The sequence below is a fragment of the Actinacidiphila acidipaludis genome (genome assembly GCF_019890725.1).
GTDB classification, from domain to species: domain Bacteria; phylum Actinomycetota; class Actinomycetes; order Streptomycetales; family Streptomycetaceae; genus Actinacidiphila; species Actinacidiphila acidipaludis.
This window is the reverse complement of sequence record NZ_JAINZZ010000025.1, coordinates 76,953-98,679: the sequence shown is the minus strand read 5'-3', so window position 1 is coordinate 98,679 and position 21,727 is coordinate 76,953. Positions and strand designations below refer to the sequence as shown.

The window sequence follows — 21,727 nt, the reverse complement described above, 5'->3', positions numbered from 1 at the left end:
ACGGAAGTATTTGGATCGCTCCAAGGAGGAGCGATCGCATGAACTGTGGCCTGACCTATGGACGGATACCCGCAGGACCCCCACGAACCGGGACGTGCCGATGCCCGCAAGCCCTTCCCCACCGCCGAAGGCGGCCGCGACGGTGACCCTGGAGATGGTCGCCGCCCGGGCGGGTGTGGCCCGCCAGACGGTCTCCAACGCGATCAACTCCCCCGAACTGCTGCGCCCCCAGACGCTGGAGCGGGTACGGCGGGCGATCGACGAGCTCAACTACCGTCCGCACCGCGCCGCCCAGGCGCTGCGCACCCGGGCCAGCAGACTGATCGGCTACGGCATCCGGCCGAGCCTCGGGGGCGTGGCCACCCCCGTGCTCGACGAGTTCCTGCACGCGATCTCCGACGCGGCCGACCAGGCCGGCTACCGCGTGGTCCTGTTCTCCGCCCCGCCCGACGAGGAACTGGAGCGCTACCAGCAACTCCTGGACGAGCAGGGCGCGGACGGCTTCGTGCTGAGCGGCACCCACCGCGGCGACCGGCGGCAGGCCTGGCTGCACAAGAAGGGCGTGCCGTTCGTCGCCTTCGGACGGACCTGGACCGGAAGGGACGTCGGTGACTGGGTCGACATCGACGGAGCGGCCGGCACCGCAGCCGCCGTGCGTCACCTGGCGGCACTGGGCCACCGCGACATCGGTTTCCTGGGCTGGCCCAAGGGCTCGGGGGCCGGTGACGACCGCGCCCAGGGCTGGCACGACGCCATGCGCGACCTGGGCCTGCCGGTGCGGAACCGGCGGGTGGAGACCCCGACCGACCTCGCCCTGGCTTCGCAGGCCGCCGACCGGCTGCTCGACGGCGGGGTGACCGCGGTCGTCGCGGCGAGCGACGCCCTCGCCGCCGGGTGCTATCAGGCGCTGCACCGGCGTGGCCGTACGCCCGGTACGGACGTGGCGGTGGTCGGATTCGACGACTCCCCGGTCGCCACCATGCTCTGGCCCTCGCTCTCCAGCCTCGCCCAGCCGATCGAGGCGGTCGGCCGGGAGTGCATGCGCCTGCTGCTGGACCGGCTCAACGGGGTCCAGCGGGAGGCCGAGCACGTCCTGCTCCCGCCCGAGCTGATCGTCCGCGACAGCGTCTGACCTCGCTCCCCCGCCGCCGTCTCCGAACTCCCGTCCGCCGAACCCCCGTCCGCCGAACCCGCGTCCCCTCGACATCTCCCCCAGCACCGGACACCGCCACCTCCCCCTCCCGCGTACACCCGCACACGTCAGGAGATCCCGCATGTCCGATCCACGCTCGCTCTGCGTCGCGGCGGCCGCGTGCGCCGCCGCCGTCCTGCTCACCGTCACCGGCTGCTCGTCCTCCGGCGGTTTCGACTCCTCGGCGCCGAAGCAGTCGTCGAGCGGACGGCAGAGCCTCTCGGTGATGATCGCCACATCCGGTGACGCCGAGACCGCCGCCGTCAAACAGGCCACCGCCGCCTGGGCCAAGCAGACCGGCGACACGGTCACGGTGCAGCTCGCCAGCGACATCAACCAGCAGCTCGGCCAGGCCTTCGCGGGCAACAAGCCGCCGGACGTCTTCTACGTCAACTCCGACCAGTTCGCCAACTACGCCAAGGGCGGCTCCCTCTACGCCTACGGCGACCAGATATCCGACGCCTCGGCCTTCTCCGGCACCCTGCGCGACTCCTTCTCGTACGGCGGCAAACTCGTCTGCCTTCCCAAGGACAGCTCGACGCTCGGGCTCGCGATCAACACCACGCTGTGGCAGCAGGCGGGACTGACCGCCGCCGACTACCCCACCACGTGGCAGCAGTTGGCCGACGACGCGGCCAAGCTGACCAAGGGCGGCGTGACCGGGCTGGTGACCACGCCCGACTACCAGCGGATCGGCGCCCTGATGAAGGAGGCCGGCGGCTGGATCACCAACCCCGACCAGACGGCCATGACGGCCGACAGCGCGGCGAACACCAAGGCGCTCACGTTCGTCAAGTCCATGATGGCCAACGGCTCGCTGAAGTACGCCTCGGACGTCGACGCCGGCTGGGGCGGCGAGGCGCTGGGCAAGAAGAAGGCCGCGATGACCATCGAGGGCAACTGGCTGCAGGGCGCCATGAAGGCCGACTACCCCGGCGTCGCCTACAAGGTGGTCCCGCTGCCGGCCGGTCCGGCGGGCAAGGGCACGCTGGTGTTCAGCAACTGCTGGGGCGTGGCGGCCAAGAGCGGACACCAGAAGGCCGCGGTGGACCTGGTCCGCTACCTGACGTCGGCGAAGCAGCAGCTCTCGTTCGCGGACGCGTTCGGCGTCATGCCGTCCCGGACGGACGCGCTCGCCACCTACGCCCAGAAGTACCCCGCGGCCAAGGCGTGGGTCGAGGGCATCGGCTACGCCCAGCGCCCGGTGACCATCGCCGGGTTCAACCAGGTGCTCGCCCAGTTCAACACCGACCTGCAGACGCTGCGCACCAGCACGCCGGCGAAGATCCTCGGCGGGCTGCAGCGCAACGGCGGACAGGTGCTGAAGAATGCCCAGTAGCACCCTGGTGACCACCCCGGCGCCGGCCGGACCGCAGCGGCCGGCGCCGGTCACCGGCCGCGGGCCCTTGCGGGACAGGATGCGCGAGGGGGCGTGGGGCTGGCTGTTCGTCACGCCCATGGTGGTGGTGCTCGGCCTGTTCATGGTGCTGCCGATCCTCATGGCGCTGTGGGTCAGCCTGCTGCACTGGGACGGGCAGTCCGACCCGTTCACCGCCCACGCCGACTTCGTCGGCCTGCGCAACTACCGTGACCTGCTCGGCCAGGACGGCCTGACGCGGACGCTGTTCGCCACCTCGCTGCGGAACACCGCGTACTACGTGCTGCTCACCGTGCCCCTGCAGACGATGCTGGCGCTGGGCCTGGCCATCACCGTGAACCAGCGGATGCTCCGCGGACGCGGTGCGGCACGCACCATCTTCTACTTCCCCTCCGTGACCAGCTCCATCGCCGTGTCGACCGTGTTCCTGTTCCTCTTTCAGGGCAGCGGCTCGATCAACCGCATGCTGTCGTGGGTGGGCGTGAAGGGCCCCAACTGGTTCGCCGATCCCCGCGGTGTCGTGTGGCTGGTCCTGGGGAACCTCGGCCTCACCGATCGCGACCATCCGGGCGGTCCGCTGGCACGGCACGGCGTGCTGGGGCTGTCCTGGGCAGACTGGTTCTCCGGCCCCTCGGTGGCCCTGTGCACCCTGATCCTGCTGTCGGTGTGGACGACGTCGGGCACGTTCATGCTGATCTTCCTCGCCGCGCTGCAGGACATCCCCCGCAATCTCGAGGAGGCGGCCGCCCTGGACGGGGTGAACCGGCGCCAGTTGCTGCGGCACGTCACCCTGCCCGCGCTGCGGCCGGTGCTGTTCCTGGTGCTGACGCTCGGGCTGATCGCCACCTGGCAGGTCTTCGACCAGGTGTACGTGATGGGGAAGGGGGCGCCCGGCAACACCACCCTCACCCCCGCGTATCTGTCGTACTCCTCCGGTTTCGACAACTCCGACTACGGTCACGGCGCGGCCATCGCGTTCATCCTGCTGGCGATCATCCTGCCGCTGGCCGGACTGCAGCGGTGGGTGCTGCGGGAACGCGGCACGAAAGCGGTGACGAGGGGGGTGCGGGTCCGTGGCAGTCGCTGACCGAGTCGAGGGCCGCGGCGTCAGGGGCGGGAACGCTCCGGCCGGCGAGCGGCCGGTCCTGGGGCGCTTCCCCCGTCCGGCGCGGGTCGCCGGCTATCTCGCGCTGTGCGCCTTCGCGTTGCTCTACCTGCTGCCGTTCCTGATCCAGCTGGCCACCAGCTTCAAGACGGATCCGGCCGCGGCCGCCCACCCGATGTCGTTGTTCTCCGCCGAGCCGACCGTCGAGGCGTACCGGCGGCTGTTCGGCCTGAGCGGGACCGCCGAGAGCGTGCCGTTCCTGCGCTGGCTGGGGAACTCGGCGTTCGTCACCGTGGTGGTGACGTCGGGGCGGGTGGCGTTCGACTCGATGGCCGGGTACGCGCTGGCCAGGCTGCGATTTCCCGGACGCAGAACGCTCTTCGTGTTCCTGCTGGCCGCGATGTCCGTGCCCCCGGTCGTGCTGCTGATCCCGAAGTTCCTGGTCCTCAAGGAGTTCGGGATGTTCGACAGCTACGGCGGGATGATCACGCCGCTGCTCGTCGACGCGGGCGGCGTCTTCATCATGAAGCAGTTCTTCGAGTCGGTGCCGCGCGAGATCGAGGAGGCCGCCCGCATCGACGGGGCCGGCGTGCTGCGGACCTTCTGGTCCGTCGTACTCCCCATGTCCCGGCCCTCGCTCATCACGCTGACCGTGCTGTCCTTCCAGGGGTCGTGGAACGAGTTCACGCACTTCCTGGTGTCCACGCAGTCCAGTCGCTACGACACGCTGACCACGGGCCTCGCCCATTTCGTCTCCGGCGGGCTCGGCGGAGGCACCCAGTACCCGCTGAAGCTGGCCGCCGCCCTGCTGTCCACCCTGCCGGTGGCGGTCCTGTTCTTCTGCTTCCAGCGGTACTTCGTCCGCGGTGCCAACGCGGACTCGGTCAAGGAGTGACCGCTGCTCCGCCCGGGGTCATGCGTCCCCGCCTCCGTAGCGGGGAAGCCCCTGCGTGTCGATGATCCAGTCGCCCACCGTGATCTTGTCGCCGAACACCTAAGCGAGATGATTGTCGTAGGCAGGGCGTCCGTAGTCGGTGACGATGCGCCAGTGGTGATGGGCTGTCCCGTTGCGCGGATCGATGATCAGGTAATGAGGGATGCCCATCGCCGGATAATCGCGGATCTTGTCCTGGTAGTCGTTCTCCGGGTTCGACGGAGAGACGATCTCCACCGCGAGTTCGACCGCATCGGCGGAGAAAGCGTCGTCGGTATCCGTGGCCGCGAAGGGCAGGACGACCAGATCGTCACGATGGTGTTGCCGCTGATCTCGAACCGGTCGGAGCAGGGCGGCGGCGTGAGGTGCGCCGCGTACTCGCGCAGCCGCCGGTAGGCCGCTTCCCGTGTTTCCACCCCCGCACCCAATGTGTCACGTGGTCATAGCACCGCGGCCTCCGGCGACTCGGATGGACACGACCCAGCCGGTCCGCCGGCTGTCGGCCGGCCCGGTCGGGGGATCCGCCCGGCCGGGCCGCGCGCTGCGGTCAGTTGTAGTGGTGCTCAGGCGGCGGCGTGCTCGTGCACGTCAGGGGGCCGGTCGCCGGGACGATCCGCTCCACCGAGCCGGGGTTCATGTGGACCGAGGCCAGTTGCGCATCGTTGAGGTAGCCGATGAACAGTTGCTTCCCTGCCGGCATGGCCGCGGGGTAGAACGTGAAGGTCACCCTGCCGTCATGGCCCCTCCCGCCCTTCATGACGTCCGAGACCCCGGGCCCCGACCCGCTGGGGCTCAGCCTCCCGTCGTCGTGCGGCCCCTTGCAGAACACGCCCTCCTTGATCACGACCGGGAACCCGGCCCGGTGCAGCGCCTTCTCCAGCCCCTTGTGGTCGCTGAAGTAGGCGGCCTTGTCCCAGGTGGCGACGAGCGTGCCGTCCGTCTTCGTGTCGACGGTGTAGGCGGCCGTCTGGATGTGCACCGAGCCCGCGCCGGTGCTGTCGCCGGCCGACGGCGGAGCCGTCGAGGGGTTGATCAGGACGGGCACACCGATCGCGAGGGCCGCTGCGGCCGCGACCCCGGCGGTGCCCACGAGACGGCGCCGGTTGCGCCGGGCGCTGCCGGCCGCCTCGATGCGCTCCACCGGCGTGGACATGGTGATGTCGTCGAACGAGTTCCTCAGTGCGTCGAGCACATCGTGGTCGTTCATGGTCAGACCTCCTGGTCGTTGGGGGTGCCGTCGTCGACGGCGACGAGCTGTTCGCGCAACGCCGCCACGGCGCGCGACAAGTGGGCGGTGACGGTGCCTTCCGCGATCCCGAGCGCCCTGGCCGTGGCCCGGGTGTCCAGATCGAGGAAGACGCGCAGTGCGATCACTTCCCGCTGCCGTTGCGGCAGTTGACGCAGCACGGCGAGCAGGCCGGGGTCCAGGCCGGGCTCGGCTTCGCGCGGATCGGGCACGTCGGGCGTGCCGTCCTCCAGCCCGATCTCCTTCCGCTTCCGCCGCCACCAGGACACCCGGGTGTTGAGCGCGGTGCGCACGATCCACGCGCGCGGCGCCGGATGCCGGCTGACCTTCGGCCAGGACGCCCAGGCGCGGGTGAACGCCTCGGCCACCAGGTCCTCGGCGAGCTGCCTGTCGCCCACACTCACCAGGACCGCCCGCAGGCAGACATCCCGGCTGGCTCGGTAGAACTCCTTGAACTCCAGCTGCTTCACACCCCCTATACGCTCCGGGGTCCCCCAGCACTTACCTGCTGCTCCCGTGCTCCCGGCAGCATGCCGCAGGCCGGTCGTCGCCGGGAACGGCCCGATCAGCTGACCCAGCTGCGTCGGTCACAGCGTCAGCTGTTCCGTCCCGTGACGCGGTAGTCGAGAAGCAGGTAGCCGGTCGGGGAGAGTTCGCTGCTGACCGCTTCGAGCCGCAGCGGCGGCAGGCCGTCCAGGAGGCGGCGGCCGCCGGCGGCGACCCTCGGGGCCACGACGAGCCGGAGTTCGTCGACGACGCCGGCCGTCAGCAGTGCCTGCGCGACCGAGATGCTCGCATGGACGCCGATGTCGCCTCCGGGCTGCTCCTTGAGATTCCGCACGAAGCCGACCAGTTCACCGTCGACCGCCGTCGCCTCGGCCCAATCCGCGTCGAGGGGCGTCGACGTCGCGACGTACTTGGTGACCCCGTTGATGAAGGTCGCGAAGGGCTCGATGTCGCTGGTGGGCCAGAACCGCGCCCACTGGGTGTAGCTGCGGCGTCCGAGCACGACGGCGTCCTGAGTCGCGATCACCGAGGCGAGGTGGGCGTCCACCACGTCGTCCCACTCGTCGAAGAAGCTGTCCGGGTCCTCGGCGACCCCGTCGAGGGACACCAGCTCGTACACCACGGTCTTTCGCACGCCCCGCACCTTCCGCTCGGTCTCGATGTGGCTGGTTGACCGGCCGGAGCACCGAAACTCATCGGCGGCCCGGACCGCGGACCGCCCTGTCGGCGGCCGGCGAAAACCGGATGCGGCGGCCGGACGGACTGGCTACCGTCCCGGGCGTGGCTCACACCTATCCCCCGCTGAACGTCGCAGTCCGCACGCCGCGCCTGACGCTGGCCGGCGCGTCCGACGACCTGCTGGAACGTCTCGTGCCGCTCGTGCGCGCCGGGATCGCCGACGCCGAGCCGTGGCCGTTCGACGACCCGATCTCGTTCTACGCGGACAACCCGGAACGGGAATGGCGGTGGCTGCGCAGTATCTGGGGTGGCCGTTCCCGGGTGAGCCCAGACGCGTGGCGGCTGTATTTCGCCGTGCTCGTCGACGGCGAACCGGTCGGCATGCAGGACTTGGTCGGCCGGAACTTCACGCGGTTCGGCACGGTGTCCAGTTTCTCGTGGCTGGCGCCCGGCAGCCGTGGACAGGGGCTCGGCAAGGAGATGCGGGCCGCGATCCTGCACCTGGCGTTCGCCGGGATGGGCGCACGCGAGGCCGGCAGCGACGCCTTCGTCGACAACGCGGCGTCCAACCGCATCTCCCAGGCCCTGGGCTACGAACCGAACGGCACGGACTGGGACACCCGCCGGGGCGAGCCCGGGCGGATCCAGCAGTGGCGGCTCACGCGTGACGCGTGGGAACGGGTCCGCCGGGACGACATCGAGCTGACCGGCGTCGAGGAGTGCCTGCCCGTCCTCGGTCTCGACTCCGTCCCGGGGGCCTGACGGGCGGGGACGGCCCTGCCCCGCACGGTGCGCGACGGCCTTACGAGGATGCGCCGGGGTCCGGCTCGTCCGCCGGCGGCGCGGGAGCGATCAGCGGTCGCTGCCCGGCCTTGTGCCGGACGTACTCCCCGTGTGCCGCCCGCGTGGTCTCGAGGGTGGCCGCCTGGCTGACCGGGACGTCCCACCAGCTCGCGCTGTCGGGCGAGGACACCCGCGGATCGGTCTCGACGTGGATGACCACGGGACCGCCGTCGGCCGGCCACGCCTTGGCCTCGGCGATCGCGGACTCCAGGTCCTTGCGGGAGTGCGCCTCGATGACGTGCGCGCCAAGGCTGCGGGCGTTGGCGGCGAGGTCGGTCGGCAGGCGGGGGCCGTCGAGTCGGCCGCCGGCGCCGCGGTAGCGGTACTGGGTGCCGAACCGCTGGGAGCCCAGGGACTCCGAGAGCGAACCGATGGAGTGGAAGCCGTTGTTCTGCACCAGCACGACGATGATCTTGACGCGTTCCTGAACGGCGGTGGCGAGTTCGGTGGGCATCATCAGATAGCCGCCGTCGCCGACCATGGCGAAGACGTCGCGGGTGCCGTCGGCGAGCCGGGCGCCGATCGCGCCGGGGATCTCGTAGCCCATACAGGAGTAGCCGTACTCCACGTGGTAGCCCTTGCGGTCGCGGACGCGCCACAGCTTGTGCAGGTCGCCGGGCATCGAACCGGCCGCGCACAGCACGACGTCGCGCGGATCGGAGAGTTCGTTGACGCAGCCCAGCACGGTGGACTGGGTGAGGACGCCCTCGGCGAGACGGTCGGTGACCGTGGCGTCCGGGTGGTAGGCGGCCTCCACGGCGGCGTCCCACGCGCTCCACAGCCCGGCCTGTTGCTGCTCGTAGCCGTCCGGCACGCGGTGGCCGGCCAAGGCCGCGGTCAGGGCCGTCAACGCCTCGCGGGCGTCGCCCACCAGGGCCAGTCCCGCGTGTTTGCCCGCGTCGAAGGCCGCCACGTTGATGTTGACGAACCGCACGCCGGGCTGCTGGAAGGCCGTGCGGGAGGCGGTGGTGAAGTCGCTCCAGCGGGTGCCGACACCGATGACGAGGTCGGCCTCGCGGGCCAGGGCGTTGGCCGCGGTGGTGCCGGTGGAGCCGACCGCGCCCATCAGCCGCGGGTGGCCGTGCGGCAGGGAGCCCTTGCCTGCCTGCGTCTCGCCGACGGGAATGCCGGTCGCCTCGGCGAAGGCACGCAGCGCGTCCTCCGCGGCGGAGTAGTGGACGCCGCCGCCGGCCACGAGCATCGGGCGCCGGGCGCCGCGCACGAGTCCGGCCGCGGCCCGGACCAGGGCGGTCTCCGCCGGCGGACGGGCGATGTGCCAGGTGCGCGGGGCGAAGAGCTCCACCGGCCAGTCGTGGGCCTCGGCCTGCACGTCCTGCGGCAGCGAGATGGTGGCGGCGCCGGTGTCCGCGGGATCGGTGAGCACGCGCATCGCGCCGAGCAGCGCCGCCGGCAACTGCTCGGGACGGCTGACCCGGTCGAAGAAGCGTGAGAGGGGCCGGAAGGCGTCGTTGACGCTGAGGTCGGCGGCGTACGGCTGTTCCAGCTCCTGCAGGACCGGCGCGCTCACGCGGGTGGCGAAGGTGTCGGAGGGCAGGAGCAGCACCGGGATGCGGTTGATGGTGGCGAGCGCGGCGCCGGTCAGCATGTTGGTGGACCCGGGCCCGATGGAGGCGGTGCAGGCCCAGGCCTCCAGCCGGTCCCGCTGGCGCGCGTAGGCGACGGACGTGTGGACCATGGCCTGCTCGTTGCGGGCCAGGACGTACGGCAGCGGCGAACGGCCGTCGGCGTCCTGCTCCATCTGGAGCAGCGCCTGCCCGAAGCCGGCCACGTTGCCGTGGCCGAAGATGCCGAAGACGCCGGCGAAGAACCGGCGGCGCTCCCCGTCCCGCTCCGACCACTGGGCGGCCAGGAACCGGGCCGTCGCCTGGGCCACCGTCAGCCGCACCGTCGCGGCCTGCGTGGTGCTCATTCCGTCTCCTCCGTCGTGGGGGCCGGGTCCGGGTGCGGTCCGGGGACCGCCCGGCGGGTGAGCGGCAGCCGCGAGTCGAACGGCTGGTCCGGCCAGGTCTCGCGGACCCAGGCGTGCGCGGGGTCGTCGCAGATCAGCCAGGCCCGCTCGGGGCCCGGACCGGCCATGACGTTGAGGTAGTACAGGTGGGCGTCGGGCGCGGCCGCCGACGGCCCGTGCCAGCCGTGCGGGACGAGCACGACGTCGCCGGTGCGCACCTCGGCGAGCACGTCGACCGGTCGGTCCGGCCTGGAGGCGTAGACGCGCTGGTAGCCGACCGGGTCGGTGCAGCGCGGGTCGGTGGCCAGCGTCTCGAAGTAGTAGATCTCCTCCAGCGCGGTCTCCTCCCCCGGCCGTTCGGTGTCGTGCTTGTGCGGGGGCCAGGAACTCCAGTTTCCCGCCGGGGTGACGACCTCGCAGGCGATGACCGACTCCGCGTCGAGCACCGCGGGCGTGCCGAAGTTGCGCACCTCGCGCGAGGCGGCGCCGGCGCCGCGCCGCTCGACGGGCACGCCGGCGGCGGGCAGGTGATGGACCGCGCGGCCGGTGCTGCCGGGCGCCAGAGCGCCGGCGAGGGCGACCCGGGCGCCGGCGTCCCCGGCCGCGCGCAGCGTGATGCGGGTGCCGGCGGGCACGTAGGCGACGTCCGTGGGACCGGCGAAGACGTCGGGACGGCCGTCGAGCGTGATGCGGTGCACCTGGCCGCCGTCGGTCTCGGCGGTGAGGTGCACGGCCCCGGCCAGCGGGACGACCACGTGCTCGAAGTCGTCCGCGGCGAGCGTGCGGGTGTCGTGCCCGCTCAACCGGGCGGTGTGCAGGCTGGTGTGGTGCCAGCCGGGGTGGGCGTCGGTGACGGCGAGGTCCCAGCCGCCGGCACCGGCGGTGCCGTGCGGCAGGACCCAGCGGGGCTCGTCGGTCACCTGCTGCTCCCGTGGGTGAGGTCGGCGGCGATGTCCACCGCGGCGGCCACGTCGCCGTCCGGCGGGTAGAGCAGGGCGCGCCCGACGACCAGCCCGCGCACCTGGGGGATGCGCAGTGCGGCGCCCCAGGAGGCGTAGGTGTCGCGGGGGTCGCCCACCGGGTCGCCGCCGAGCAGGAGGGTGGGCAGGGTGGTGGCGTCCAGTACCCGGTCCAGCTCGTCGACGACGGGGAGTTTGAGCCAGGTGTGGGCGCTGGTCGCACCGAGGCCACTGGCGATGTGGACGGAGGTGATGACGCTGTCGGGATCGAGCAGGTTGCGGGAACGGCCGTGCTCGCGCACCGAGAGGAAGGGCTCGATCATCGCCATCAGGCCGAGGCTCGCGAGGCCGGTGACGGCGGCCGCGGTCGACTCCAGGGTGGCCGCCGTGCCGGGGTCGCCGAGGCAGATCCGGGTGAGGGTCTTGCCGCCGTCCAGTCCCTGCTCGGCGATGGCCTGCGGGGTGTAGGCGGTGAAGCGGTCGTCGAACTCGAAGGCGGCGCCCTGCAGTCCGCCGCGGTTCATCGAGCCGATGACGACCTTGTCCTCCAGCGCGCCCATCAGCAGCAGGTCCTCGAGCAGGTCGGGGGTGCTGAGCACACCGTCCACGCCGGGGCGGGACAGGGCGCTCGCCAGCCGGTCCAGCAGATCGGTACGGCTGGCCATGGCCCGTCCGTCGCCGCGCACACCGAGGGCGCCCCGGGCGGGGTGGTCGGCGGCGACGACGAGCAGCCGGCCGTCGTCCCCGAGCAGGGGCCGCCGGGCGCGCTTCTGCCAGGCGTGGCCGATGCGTTCGGGCTCGCGGGCGCGGATCTCGGTGAGCTGTGCGGCGTCCATCAGGCCGTCCTCCCGGAGGGGCGTACCCGGGCGGTGAGGGCCGCCTCGACCTCGGCGGTCGTGGGCATGGCGGTCGAGCACTCGAGGCGGGAGGCGACGAGGGCGCCGGCCACGTTGGCGAACTCGATGACGCGCCGCAGTTCCCAGCCGGCGAGCACGCCGTGGACGAGGGCGCCGCCGAAGGCGTCGCCGGCGCCGAGGCCGTTGACGACCTGGACGGGGAAGGGCGCCACCTCGACGCGCTCGTCGCGGGTGGCGGCGAGGACGCCCCGGGGGCCCTGCTTGACGACGGCGAGGTCGAGTCCGCGGTCCAGCAGGGCGTCGGCGGCGCGCTGCGGGTCCCGTTCGCCGACGGCGACGTCGCACTCCTCCTGGTTGCCGACGGCGACGGTGACGTGCTCCAGCGCCCGGCCGACCTGCTCGCGGGCCTGCGCGGTGTCCGCCCAGAACATCGGCCGGTAGTCCAGGTCGAGGACGGTGGTGGCTCGCCGGCCGCGCGCCTGCCAGGCGGCGAAGTGGGCGGCACGGCTGGGCTCCGCGGACAGGCCGGTGACGGTGGCCCAGAAGACGGCCGTCGCGCGGACGGCGTCCAGCGGCAGTTCGCCGGGCTCGATCATCAGGTCGGGCGCGGTGCCGTAGCGGTAGAAGTACAGCGGGAAGTCGTCCGGGGGGAAGACCTCGCAGAAGGTGACCGGGGTGGGCGGACCGCCGGGGCCGGTGATGGCCGAGATGTGGGCGGGGTCGACGCCGAGGCGGGCCGCCTCGGCGCGCACGTAGCGGCCGAAGGGGTCGTCGCCGGTGCGGGTGATGAGGGCGGCGGCGCGACCGTGGCGGGCCGCGGCGACGGCGACGTTGGTGGCGCTGCCGCCCAGGAACTTCTGGAAGGTGCGCACCTCCTCCAGGCCGACGCCGTAGTCGAGGGGATAGATGTCGACGCCGGTCCGGCCGATGGTGACGAGGTCGTGAGCCACCGTCACTCCCCCGCCGGATCCGGGGTGGGGGCCGTCCCCGCCGTCCCCGTCGCTTCCGCCGCCTCCGCCGTCTCCGCCGCCACAGCGACGAGGTGGGCCACCGAGGCGCGGACGTCGTCGCGCGGGTCGGCGCCGCCGGACTCACCGGGGGCCGCGTGCAGCACGGTGTCCTGTTCCAGCACGTACCAGCCGGCGTATCCGGCGTTCTCCAGCAGCCGGACGATGGCGGCGATGTCGACGTCCCCGGCGCCGAGCGGCACGTACATCCCCTGGCCGACGGCCGTGGCGTACGGGATGTCGCCGGAGCGGACCCGGTCGGCGAGGGTGCTGCGGACGTCCTTCAGGTGGACGTGGGCGATGCGGTGCGGATGGGTGGCGGCCAGGGCCACGGGGTCGCCGCCGCCGATGAGCAGGTGGCCGGTGTCCAGGCAGAGCCCGATGCCGCTGCCGTCCAGCACGCGCTGGGTCTCAACGCCGGATTCGACCATGGTGCCGACGTGCGGGTGGAGGGTCGCGGTCAGGCCCGCGGCCGAGGCGGCTGCGGAGATCCGGTCGAGGTTGCCGAGCAGGCAGGCCCATCCCGCGTCGTCCAGCGCGGGGCGGGCGTCGTAGCCGTCGGTTCCGGTCGCCGCGGCGACGACCACGGTGCCGGCGTCGGCGGCGACCAGGCCGGCGATCGCGGCCTCGACCTCCGGCAGCGGGTCGTGGCCGGGATCGTGCAGGACGGCGGGCACGAACTGGCCCACAGCGCGCAGGCCGTGGGCCGCCAGGACGGCGGCCTTGTCGGCGGGTGCGTCGGGGAGGAACCCGTCGGGGCCGAACTCGGTGGCGGACAGGCCCAGTTCCCGCATCTGGGTGAGCACGGTGTCCGGGGCGAGCTGGTGGCCCCAGCCGGGGACCTCGCACACGCCCCAGGAGATCGGCGCGCCGGCGATGCGCTCGGCGAGAGGGGCGGTCACGACCGGTGTCCCTTCGCCCGGCCGGTGTCCGGCCCGGCGATGTGGCGGTGCTGGCGGGCCGACGTGCTCCGCATGGCGCGTCCCTCTTCCCGGTAGGTGTCGGTGTGGCGTGCCGCTGGTGCGCCCGCCGCGGGAGGGCGCCCCGTCCTGCGTGTCCGGGCGGGTGGCCCGGGTGTGCGCCTCGAGCCTCCCTCGCGAGGCGACGGCATGTCAATAGTTTGTCCTGACATACTGACTTCCGACGGGTCGATCGGATGACGGCCGGCTCCCGGTCGCCGGGTCAGTGCGCGGCGACCGTCATCTCGAAGGCGTACCGCGAGGCCCGGTAGACGTGCGAGCCGTACTCCACCGGCCGGTCGGAGGCGTCGCGCGCGGTGCGGACCATGGTCAGCAGAGTGGCACCGCGGCTCTCGTCCAGCAGCCTGGCCTCGGCGGCGGTGGCCCGGCGGGCGCCGATGGTCTGGTCGGCGGTGCTCAGCACGATGCCCGAGCGGCGCAGGAGCTGGTACAGCCCGGCGCCCGCGAGTATCTGCGGCGCGAGGTCGAGGAGGCCGGCGGGCAGGTGGTTGTGGAGCAGCGCGATCGGTTCGCCGTCGGCGAGGCGCAGCCGCCGCAGCGCGACCACCTCGGCGCCCTCCTCGACCTGGAGCGCGGCGGCGACCTCGGGGCCGGCCGGGACGGTCTCCATGGAGAGCACCTCGGTCGCCGGGCGCCGGCGGTCGCGGGCCAGGTCCTCGAAGAGGCTGGTGAACTCCAGCTGACGGCGGATGCGGTTCGCCACCACCTGGGTGCCGACTCCGCGCTTGCGGGCCAGCAGGCCCTTGTCGACCAGGTGCTGCATGGCCTGACGCATCGTCGGGCGGGACAGCCCGAACTGGTCCGCCATCGCGACCTCGTTGCTCAGCCGGGTACCGGGCGGCAGCGCCCCGGACTCGATGAGGTGCTGCAGCTGCTGGGCGAACTGGAAGTACAGCGGGACCGGGCTGCTGCGGTCGATGGTGATCTGCTGCGCGAGCGACTCCACGTCCACCCCTCCTGGCGACTGCGGCCGACGCCCGCCAGTATGACCTATCAGGCAGCGTTACATCCGTACGTCCATATGTCATAACAAACTCTTGCCTTGTCATCCGCCGAAGAGTAGAAAGCAGTAGGTCGCTCCCGGCGCTCCGTACGAAAGGCACCCGCACATGCGCATCGGACTCATCGGCACGGGCCGCATCGGCGCATTCCACGCCGCCACCCTCGCCGGGCTCGACGCCGTGACCGGCATCGTGGTGCACGACGCCGACGAACGCTCCGCCCGCGCCGTGGCCGGCCGGGTGGGCGCGCGGTACACGCCCGACCTGGACGCCCTGCTCGACACCGACCTGGACGGCGTGGTCATCGCCGCGCCCACCGCGTTTCACGCCGAACTGATCCTGGCCGCCCGCAAGGCGGGGCTGCCCACCTTCTGCGAGAAGCCGGTGGCCGGCACCCTCGCCGAGACCGACGCGGTGCTCGGCGCGCTCGACGGAACCGAGGTTCCGCTGCAGGTGGGCTTCCAGCGCCGCTTCGACGCCGGGTACCTGGCGCTGCGCGAGGCCGTCACGGACGGGCGGCTCGGCTGGACGCACACCCTGCGGGCCGTCACCGCCGACCCGGCCCCGCCGCACCCGGGCTACATCCCGGCCTCCGGCGGCATCTTCCGCGACTGCTCCGTGCACGACTTCGACATCGTGCGCTGGGTCACCGGCCGCGAGGTCACCGAGGTCTACGCCACTGGGGCCAACCGCGGCGAGGACTTCTTCGCCGCCGCGGGCGACGTCGACACCGCCGTCTCCCTGCTGACGCTGGACGACGGCTCCCTGGCCGCCTGTACCGCCACCCGCTACAACGGCGCCGGCTACGACGTGCGCCTGGAGGTGTGCGGTTCCAAGGGCACCCTGGCCGCGGGCCTGACCGACCAGAGCCCGCTCACCTCGGCGGAGGGCGCCCCCTGGCCGGCCGGCATTCCCTACGACGGTTTCATGGACCGCTTCCAGGACGCCTACCGGGCCGAACTGGCCGCCTTCACCGAGGTGGTGGCCGGCACCCGGCCGAGTCCGTGCACCGGGCAGGACGCCCGCGCGGCCCTGGCGATCGCCGAGGCCGCCACCCGGTCGCGGCTGGAGGGCCGGCCGGTCCGCGTCGCCGACCCGGACTGACGGCCCGCCCCCGCGCGCGCGACCGCGGCACCTGCCTCCTGCCGCGGTCGCGTGCCGCCCTCGTGGCGGGCCCGGCATCGCTCAGCCCGCCCGCAGCCGCAGCCGGATCGTGCGGGCCTCCGGCCGCAGCGCGAACGGCGGCCATACATCGGGGCCGCACGCCCGCGAACCCAGGCCGTGCTGGGCCGCGTCGACGATGAGGTGCCCGGCCGTGGAGGCCGGCAGCTCGAACGGGTGGGCGGCGCGGGCGATCTGCTGCGGGGTGTGCCGGGCCAGGCTGAAGCCGGGACGGCGACCGCGCGCGTCGGGGAGTGCGGTGACCCGCAGCACGCCCGTTCCCGCGCTGGTCAGCACGAGTTCCCGCACCTGGGAACGGTGCCCGGTCTCCTGCGGTCGCGCGTACTCCACCGACAACTCCCCGATGCCCGCCGTGAACCGGCCGGTGCGGGCCGCGCGCATGCTGTCCGGGTACGACTCCAGCGGGCCGGTGCCGAACCACTGCGCGCCGTCCACCGGGGCGCCGGCGTCGGGCAGTTCGAAGTGGACGCCGATCCGCGGCCACACCGTGGACCAGCCGCGTGAGGGCGCGGTCTCCACCCGCAGTTCCAGCTCGCCGTCCTCCAGCGACCAGGTCGACTCCACGGCCACCCACAGCCCGGAGTTGGCGGCCGAGACGCGGTCGACCGTGCGCAGTGCGCCCTCGGTGGTCTCCACCGACATCCGGCGCGTCGTCAGCCGGTCGAGGCCGTCGCGGCGCCACAGCGCGGCGTTGGAGATCCCCGCGATGCTCGCGTCGCTCTCCGCGACCTCTCCGGAGGTGCCCTCGTCGTTGTCGGTGGGAGCCCGGAACAGCTCCAGCTTCGGGCCGGTGACGGGCCGTCCGGCCAGGCGCCGGAGCGAACCGGCGGCGAACTCGGCGATGCCGAGCGTCAGGGTGCCCTCGGCCGGGCGCCAGTCGCCGCGCGGCCGCGCGGGAGCAGCCGGCCGCGGCAGCGAGCGGTCCTGCTGGGCGGTGGCGACTTCGTGGCCTTCCGGGGCCCAGGCGGTCGCGGTCGCCAGTACGGCGTCGACGGTCAGCCAGGTCTCGGCGTCCGCGGCCACCGGCACGGACGGCAGCGGCACGCTCGCCGTTCCTCCGGCGGGCACCACGGGCACGTCCAGGACGCCCCCGGCGACGCGCACTCCGTCGTGTTCGGCCCGCCAGCGGAAGCGCAGTTCCGAGGTGTCGGCGGAGTGCCGGAGGTTGGCGATCTCCACCGTGTCGGCGGTGAAGGAGAAGCGCAGCGGCTGCACGACGGCCTTGAACTCGTGCAGGCTCGGGGTCGGCACGTCGTCGCTGAGGACCATCCCGTCCATCACGAAGTTGCCGTCGTGGACCACCTCGCCGAAGTCGCCGCCGTAGGCGAAGTACGGGGTGCCGTCGGCGGTGGCGGTGGCGATGCCGTGGTCCCGCCACTCCCACACGAAGCCGCCGTGCAGCCGCGGGTGGGCGTGCACCAGGTCCTCGTACTGGTCGAGCGCGCCGGGCCCGTTGCCCATGGCGTGCGCGTACTCGCACAGTACGAAGGGCCTGGTGCGCTGACGCGCGCCCTGCGCCGGGGTGCAGCCGAGCAGCGGGGCCGCCGAACCGTCGGTGCCGATCTGCTCGGTCTCGGGGACCGAGGCGTACATCCGCGAGTAGACGTCGGTGTAGGCGCCGGTGTGGTCGCCCTCGTAGTGGACGGGCCGGCCGGTGTCGCGGGCGTGCACCCAGGACGCCATCGCGGCCAGGTTGGCGCCGGTGCCGGCCTCGTTGCCCAGCGACCACATGACGATGCTCGGGTGGTTCTTGTCCCGCTCGACGGTACGGGTGATGCGGTCCAGGTACGCCGTGCGCCAGGCCGGGTCGTCGCTGGGGTTGCCGTTCCAGCCGACCGCGTCGAACCCGTGGGTCTCCAGGTCGCACTCCAGGACCACCCAGAAGCCGAGTTCGTCGGCGAGGTCGAGCAGGCGCGGGTGCGGCGGGTAGTGGCTGGTGCGGATCGCGTTGACGTTGAAGCGCTTCATGCGGGCCAGGTCGGCGCGGGCGTGCTCCTCGTCGAAGACCCGTCCCCGCTCGGGATGGGTCTCGTGGCGGTTCATGCCGTGGAAGACGACACGGCGGCCGTTGACGAGGAAGCGGTCGCCGCGGATCTCCACGGTGCGGAAGCCGATCCGCACGGTGACCGTCTCCGCGGCGCCGGACACCGTCGCGGTGTACAGCCGCGGCTCCTCGGCGGTCCAGGGCCGCACCGCGCCCGCGGTGAGCGGCGCGACGTCGGCCGGGCCCGTCCAGACCTGCTCGATGCCGAGTTCGGGGACGCGCAGGGTGACGGGGAAGGCGGACGGGTCCGCGGTGATCTCGGGGTCGATCCGCCCGTGGCCGTCCTCGTATCCGGTGCGCAGCCAGACGTCCTCGATGCCGCCGGCGGGCCGGGCGTGCAGAGTGACGTCGCGGAACACGCCCGGCAGCCACCACTGGTCCTGGTCCTCGACGTAACTGGCCGCCGACCACTGGTGCACGCGGACGGCGACGACGTTGTCGCCCGGCCGGACGGCCGCGGTCACGTCGAACTCGTGGCACAGCCGGCTGCCGCTCGCGCCGCCGATCTCCCGCCCGTTGACCCAGACCCGGAACAGCGACTCCACGCCGTCGAAACGCAGCACGACGGCTTCGGCGCGCGCCCAGTCGTCGGGCAGGGCGAAGTGACGGCGGTAGTCGCCGGTCGGGTTCTCGTCCGGGACGTGGGGCGGGTCGATCGGGAAGGGGAACTGCACGTTGGTGTAGATCGGCCGGCCGTAGGCCCCGTCACCCTCCAGCACCCAGTGGGAGGGCACCGGCAGGGTGTCCCAGGCGCTGTCGTCGAAAGCGCTGTCCGCGAAGTCCGCCGCGAGGTGCGCCGTGGGCGACAGGCGGAAACGCCAGGGCCCGTTGAGCGACAGGGAGGGGGCGTCGGAGTGCAGCCAGGAGCGCGCCGGGCGCAGGGCGCCGTACCCGGGAGCGGTGTCGGCGACGTGCGGGGCGCCGGGGGCGGTTCGCAGGGAGGACACGAGGTGACGACTCTTTCTCGAAAGGGGGCCGGGGGCGCCGGCGGCCGTACGGCGGCCGCCGGGCTCCCTCGTGGTGCGGCGGGGGTCGGTCTCAGCGCAGCAGGATCGTGCGGATCTCCCAGGGGGCGAGCCGGAGTTCGAGCGCCCCGGGGGCGGCTGCGGGTCCGGACAGCACCCGGCCCAGCAGATCGACGGTGGCGGCCTCGGTGAACACCCCGCTCACGCGGGCTTCGGCGCCGGTGTCGCTCATGGCGACGAGCCGTACCTCGGTACCGTCCGCGCCGTCGGCCGCGGTGACCGTGCGGATCGCCGAGACGAACACGTCGGCGCCCTCGACCGCGATGCCGGCGGTGTCCCGCGGCAGCGCGCCGCCGGCCGGGGCCGTGCCGCGGGCCACCAGCACGTCGTTGCGGAAGAGTTCGGCGGCGGCGACCGCTCCTGCCTGCTGCCAGCCGAGCGCCGAGGGCAGGACGGCCAGCCGGTTCTCGATCCGCAGACCGAGGTCCTGGGCGCCGGGTGCGGGGATCTCGCCGGCGGCCGGCTCGTCGCGGTAGGGGTGGATGTTGACGCTGATGGACCCGACGGCGCGCAGCAGGGTGACCGCGAGTTCGCGGCCCTCGCCCACGACCTCGTACTCCGCGGAGTGGTCGAGCAGCACCGTCGCGGGCCCGGCGGCGACGAACTGGCTCGCCGGGAAGGTCGGGAGGGGGTGCTCGCCCCAGCCGCCCTCGGCGGTCAGCCCACGCGGGGTGACGGCGAACTGCCCGGCCGCGGCGGAGCCGGCGACGGGCTCCGGCAGCGGCACGTGCAGCCGCAGGCGGTGGTCGGCCGAGCGGTTGAGGAAGGAGGTGGTGAGCCGGACGAAGGGTTCGCCCGCCCGCAGTTCCACCAGCGTCTCCACGGGCGTGGGCACGGTCCGCGCGCTGCGCACGTCGCGGTCCGCGCTGAGGGCGGCGGGCCAGGGGTAGACGCGGGTGACGCGGGTGCGGGCCCGCAGCGGGCCCTCCTCCAGGACCTCGACGGTGACCTCGGTGGGCTCGGAGACCAGCACGTCCTCGGCCGGGGGCCCGTAGTTGTAGCTGTCACCGCGGTCGCCGCCGTCGACGAGCCGGCCCAGGCCTCGCAGCACCGTCCCGTCGGCGCCGGTCACGTCCAGGGTGCCGTCGGCGGCAACGGCCACCTCGACCAGGCCGTTGGCCAGGGTGCGGCCCGCCGCGGTGGCGGGGTTGAAGGCCGGTTCGGGGGCGCGCTCAGCGGTCGTGACGCGGACACTCGCCAGGCCCGAGGCGGGCACGTGCACCGGCGCGAGGGCGGTCGCGCGGGCCTCCTCCAGGGTGAGCACCCGCCACTGCCCCGGGTGCGCGGCCACGGCCTCGGCCACCTTGCGGCGCAGGATCAGCAGGTCGAACGCGCCGGAGGAGGGCACCTCGGCCAGGTGGAAGACGAGCGAGCCGGGGGTCAGTTCGTAGGAGTCGATCAGCCGGCCGAACAGCTCGCGGCGGTGGATGCGGCGCAGCACCCGCTCGACCTGGGAGGCGTCCATCAGCTCGTCGCTGAGCACGGTCGGCGCCTCGGAGACGAGCTGGACGGGGTGGAGCGAGCCGTCGGCGGCCGTCGCGGCGAGCACACCGCCGTCGGCCGGTGCGACGACATCCACCTCGATCTGCGCGGTGCGGGCGAACGGCAGGGGGTTGGCGACCAGATGGGCGTCGCTCGGCACCCGCGCGGCGGGCAGGGCCAGAGCCGCGTCCCGCACCGCGCGGGCGGCCTGGGCGGCTTCGGCGAGACGCGCCTCGACCTGCTCGCACGTCTCGTCGGTGCCCGAGCCGACGACCGAGTCGTGCGCGGTGGACTCGATGATCTTGTGCCAGGCGAGGGTGAGGAAGGGCGTGCCCGGGTGTCCGCCCCACAGGGCGCCGGCCCGCTCCGCGTGGTCCACGGTCCGCTCGGCGATGGCCATGCGCTGTTTGAGTCCGAGCCGGACCGAGAGCACACCGGGCAGGATGTTGCCGCGGACATGGCTGCGCAGCTCGCCGGTGACGACCGCGGTGGTTTCGTCGCGGACGTGGTCCCGGATGTACTCCTCCAGCGTGGCCAGGACGATCGGGCGTTCGTCACTGGAGGCGCGGTGCAGCCATTCGGTCAGCCGCGGGTCGGGCGCGTTGTGGTCGGTGCCGGCCATCGCGAGCACGGGGTCGCCGCCCCAGCGCCCGGCGGTCATCTCGGCGTAGTCGCCGAGCGCGCGGCCGATGTGCTCGGGGACCAGGAGGACGTCCAGGCCGTTGTCGTAGCCGTCGAAGAGGAACTCGGTGCGCACCTCCGAGCCGTCGGGGGCCCGCCACCGGAAGGCGTGGCCGTCCACGGTGCCGGGCACGCCCCGCCACAGGGCGGCGTGCTCGATCCCGGCGCGGGCCAGGATCTGCGGCATCTGGGCCACATGGCCGAACATGTCGGGCAGGTAGCCGATGCGCATGGCGCCGCCGAGGTCCTGCGCCGCGGCCCAGCCCATCTGCAGGTTGCGCACGATGGTCTCGCCGGAGCACAGGAACTCGTCGAGCAGGATCAGCCACGGCCCGACGGCGAGCCGGCCGTCGGCGACGAGGGCGGCGACGCGGTCGCGCTGCTCGGGCCGCATCTCCAGGTAGTCCTCGACCGCGGCCATCTGCCCGTCGACGGTGAACCGGAAGTCCGGGTGCGCCTCGGCGGTGTCCAGCACGGTGTCGAGGGCGGTCACGAGGCGGTGCCGGAACACCTGGAAGGGCTCGTACCACTCCCGGTCCCAGTGGAAGTGGGGGACGAAGACGGCGGGGTTGCGCATGGGGCGGTGACCTTCTGTCGGCAGGGCCTGGCGGCCGTAGGGAGCGAAGGAAACAAGGGAACAGAGGGGGCAGGGGACGG

Annotated in this window: 18 protein-coding genes; 6 read left to right on the top strand and 12 right to left on the bottom strand. The window is 73.1% G+C overall.

Annotation, left to right across the window (positions count from 1 at the left end; genetic code table 11):
- Positions 1-100 precede the first annotated feature (100 nt).
- From K7862_RS20470 to K7862_RS20455, 4 genes are all read left to right on the top strand, one after another.
- Positions 101-1,132 (top strand): LacI family DNA-binding transcriptional regulator, encoded by a 1,032-nt coding sequence (locus K7862_RS20470; RefSeq protein WP_222964575.1) that lies wholly within the window; start codon positions 101-103, stop codon positions 1,130-1,132.
- A gap of 142 nt (positions 1,133-1,274) precedes the next feature.
- The gene (locus K7862_RS20465; RefSeq protein ID WP_222964573.1) at positions 1,275-2,531 is read left to right on the top strand and encodes a sugar ABC transporter substrate-binding protein; all 1,257 of its coding nucleotides are present in this window, start codon (positions 1,275-1,277) and stop codon (positions 2,529-2,531) included.
- Complete coding sequence (locus tag K7862_RS20460; protein ID WP_262413498.1) at positions 2,521-3,657, top strand: carbohydrate ABC transporter permease; 1,137 nt, start codon at positions 2,521-2,523, stop codon at positions 3,655-3,657. Before K7862_RS20465 ends, K7862_RS20460 begins: the two co-directional genes overlap by 11 nt.
- Positions 3,644-4,570 (top strand): carbohydrate ABC transporter permease, encoded by a 927-nt coding sequence (locus tag K7862_RS20455; RefSeq protein ID WP_222964571.1) that lies wholly within the window; start codon positions 3,644-3,646, stop codon positions 4,568-4,570. The genes K7862_RS20460 and K7862_RS20455 overlap by 14 nt, the downstream gene beginning before the upstream one ends.
- Positions 4,571-4,669: 99 nt before the next feature.
- Here the strand turns inward: K7862_RS20455 and K7862_RS20450 are convergent, their stop codons facing one another.
- From K7862_RS20450 to K7862_RS20435, 4 genes are all read right to left on the bottom strand, one after another.
- Positions 4,670-4,906, bottom strand: coding sequence for a Uma2 family endonuclease (locus tag K7862_RS20450; RefSeq protein WP_262413515.1), 237 nt, complete (start codon positions 4,904-4,906; stop codon positions 4,670-4,672).
- 250 nt (positions 4,907-5,156) lie between these two features.
- The gene (locus K7862_RS20445) at positions 5,157-5,816 is read right to left on the bottom strand and encodes a hypothetical protein (protein ID WP_222964569.1); all 660 of its coding nucleotides are present in this window, start codon (positions 5,814-5,816) and stop codon (positions 5,157-5,159) included.
- 2 nt (positions 5,817-5,818) lie between these two features.
- A complete protein-coding gene (locus K7862_RS20440; protein WP_222964567.1) occupies positions 5,819-6,325 on the bottom strand; it encodes a SigE family RNA polymerase sigma factor in 507 nt (168 codons plus the stop codon).
- Between the two features lie 125 nt (positions 6,326-6,450).
- On the bottom strand, positions 6,451-6,996 hold the full coding sequence (locus K7862_RS20435) for a dihydrofolate reductase family protein (protein ID WP_222964565.1): 546 nt from the start codon (positions 6,994-6,996) through the stop codon (positions 6,451-6,453).
- 146 nt (positions 6,997-7,142) lie between these two features.
- Here K7862_RS20435 and K7862_RS20430 point away from each other — a divergent pair, with 146 nt between their 5' ends.
- Entirely contained in the window at positions 7,143-7,802 is a 660-nt protein-coding gene (locus tag K7862_RS20430) for a GNAT family N-acetyltransferase (protein WP_222964563.1), read from the top strand.
- 40 nt (positions 7,803-7,842) lie between these two features.
- Here K7862_RS20430 and iolD read toward each other — a convergent pair whose 3' ends face one another.
- The 6 genes from iolD to K7862_RS20400 form a co-directional block, all read right to left on the bottom strand.
- On the bottom strand, positions 7,843-9,813 hold the full coding sequence (gene iolD / locus K7862_RS20425) for a 3D-(3,5/4)-trihydroxycyclohexane-1,2-dione acylhydrolase (decyclizing) (protein ID WP_222964561.1): 1,971 nt from the start codon (positions 9,811-9,813) through the stop codon (positions 7,843-7,845).
- Entirely contained in the window at positions 9,810-10,772 is a 963-nt protein-coding gene (gene iolB / locus K7862_RS20420) for a 5-deoxy-glucuronate isomerase (protein WP_222964559.1), read from the bottom strand. Before iolB ends, iolD begins: the two co-directional genes overlap by 4 nt.
- Complete coding sequence (locus K7862_RS20415; RefSeq protein WP_222964557.1) at positions 10,769-11,647, bottom strand: Cgl0159 family (beta/alpha)8-fold protein; 879 nt, start codon at positions 11,645-11,647, stop codon at positions 10,769-10,771. The genes iolB and K7862_RS20415 overlap by 4 nt, the downstream gene beginning before the upstream one ends.
- Positions 11,647-12,618, bottom strand: a complete 972-nt coding sequence (iolC, locus tag K7862_RS20410) for a 5-dehydro-2-deoxygluconokinase (protein ID WP_222964555.1) — start codon at positions 12,616-12,618, stop codon at positions 11,647-11,649. Before iolC ends, K7862_RS20415 begins: the two co-directional genes overlap by 1 nt.
- 2 nt (positions 12,619-12,620) lie before the next feature.
- Positions 12,621-13,577 (bottom strand): TIM barrel protein, encoded by a 957-nt coding sequence (locus tag K7862_RS20405; protein ID WP_222964553.1) that lies wholly within the window; start codon positions 13,575-13,577, stop codon positions 12,621-12,623.
- Between the two features lie 280 nt (positions 13,578-13,857).
- A complete protein-coding gene (locus K7862_RS20400) occupies positions 13,858-14,601 on the bottom strand; it encodes a GntR family transcriptional regulator (RefSeq protein ID WP_222964551.1) in 744 nt (247 codons plus the stop codon).
- 163 nt (positions 14,602-14,764) lie between these two features.
- Here K7862_RS20400 and K7862_RS20395 point away from each other — a divergent pair, with 163 nt between their 5' ends.
- On the top strand, positions 14,765-15,760 hold the full coding sequence (locus K7862_RS20395) for a Gfo/Idh/MocA family protein (protein ID WP_222964549.1): 996 nt from the start codon (positions 14,765-14,767) through the stop codon (positions 15,758-15,760).
- An 81-nt stretch (positions 15,761-15,841) separates the two neighbouring features.
- On the opposite strand, the gene K7862_RS20390 is transcribed toward K7862_RS20395, so the two are convergent.
- Together K7862_RS20390 and K7862_RS20385 are read right to left on the bottom strand one after the other, a co-directional pair.
- Positions 15,842-18,829 (bottom strand): glycoside hydrolase family 2 TIM barrel-domain containing protein, encoded by a 2,988-nt coding sequence (locus K7862_RS20390; protein WP_504740056.1) that lies wholly within the window; start codon positions 18,827-18,829, stop codon positions 15,842-15,844.
- A gap of 91 nt (positions 18,830-18,920) precedes the next feature.
- Complete coding sequence (locus K7862_RS20385; protein ID WP_222964547.1) at positions 18,921-21,647, bottom strand: glycoside hydrolase family 38 N-terminal domain-containing protein; 2,727 nt, start codon at positions 21,645-21,647, stop codon at positions 18,921-18,923.
- Between the last annotated feature and the right edge of the window lie 80 nt (positions 21,648-21,727).

Excerpts from the sequence above, each read along its gene's own strand:
- K7862_RS20470 (WP_222964575.1), top strand. The coding sequence starts at position 101 with ATGCCCGCAAGCCCTTCCCCACCGCCGAAGGCGGCCGCGACGGTGACC.
- K7862_RS20465 (WP_222964573.1), top strand. The coding sequence starts at position 1,275 with ATGTCCGATCCACGCTCGCTCTGCGTCGCGGCGGCCGCGTGCGCCGCC.
- K7862_RS20460 (WP_262413498.1), top strand. The coding sequence starts at position 2,521 with ATGCCCAGTAGCACCCTGGTGACCACCCCGGCGCCGGCCGGACCGCAG.
- K7862_RS20445 (WP_222964569.1), bottom strand. The coding sequence starts at position 5,816 with ATGAACGACCACGATGTGCTCGACGCACTGAGGAACTCGTTCGACGAC.
- iolD (WP_222964561.1), bottom strand. The coding sequence starts at position 9,813 with ATGAGCACCACGCAGGCCGCGACGGTGCGGCTGACGGTGGCCCAGGCG.
- K7862_RS20415 (WP_222964557.1), bottom strand. The coding sequence starts at position 11,647 with ATGGACGCCGCACAGCTCACCGAGATCCGCGCCCGCGAGCCCGAACGC.
- K7862_RS20395 (WP_222964549.1), top strand. The coding sequence starts at position 14,765 with ATGCGCATCGGACTCATCGGCACGGGCCGCATCGGCGCATTCCACGCC.
- K7862_RS20385 (WP_222964547.1), bottom strand. The coding sequence starts at position 21,647 with ATGCGCAACCCCGCCGTCTTCGTCCCCCACTTCCACTGGGACCGGGAG.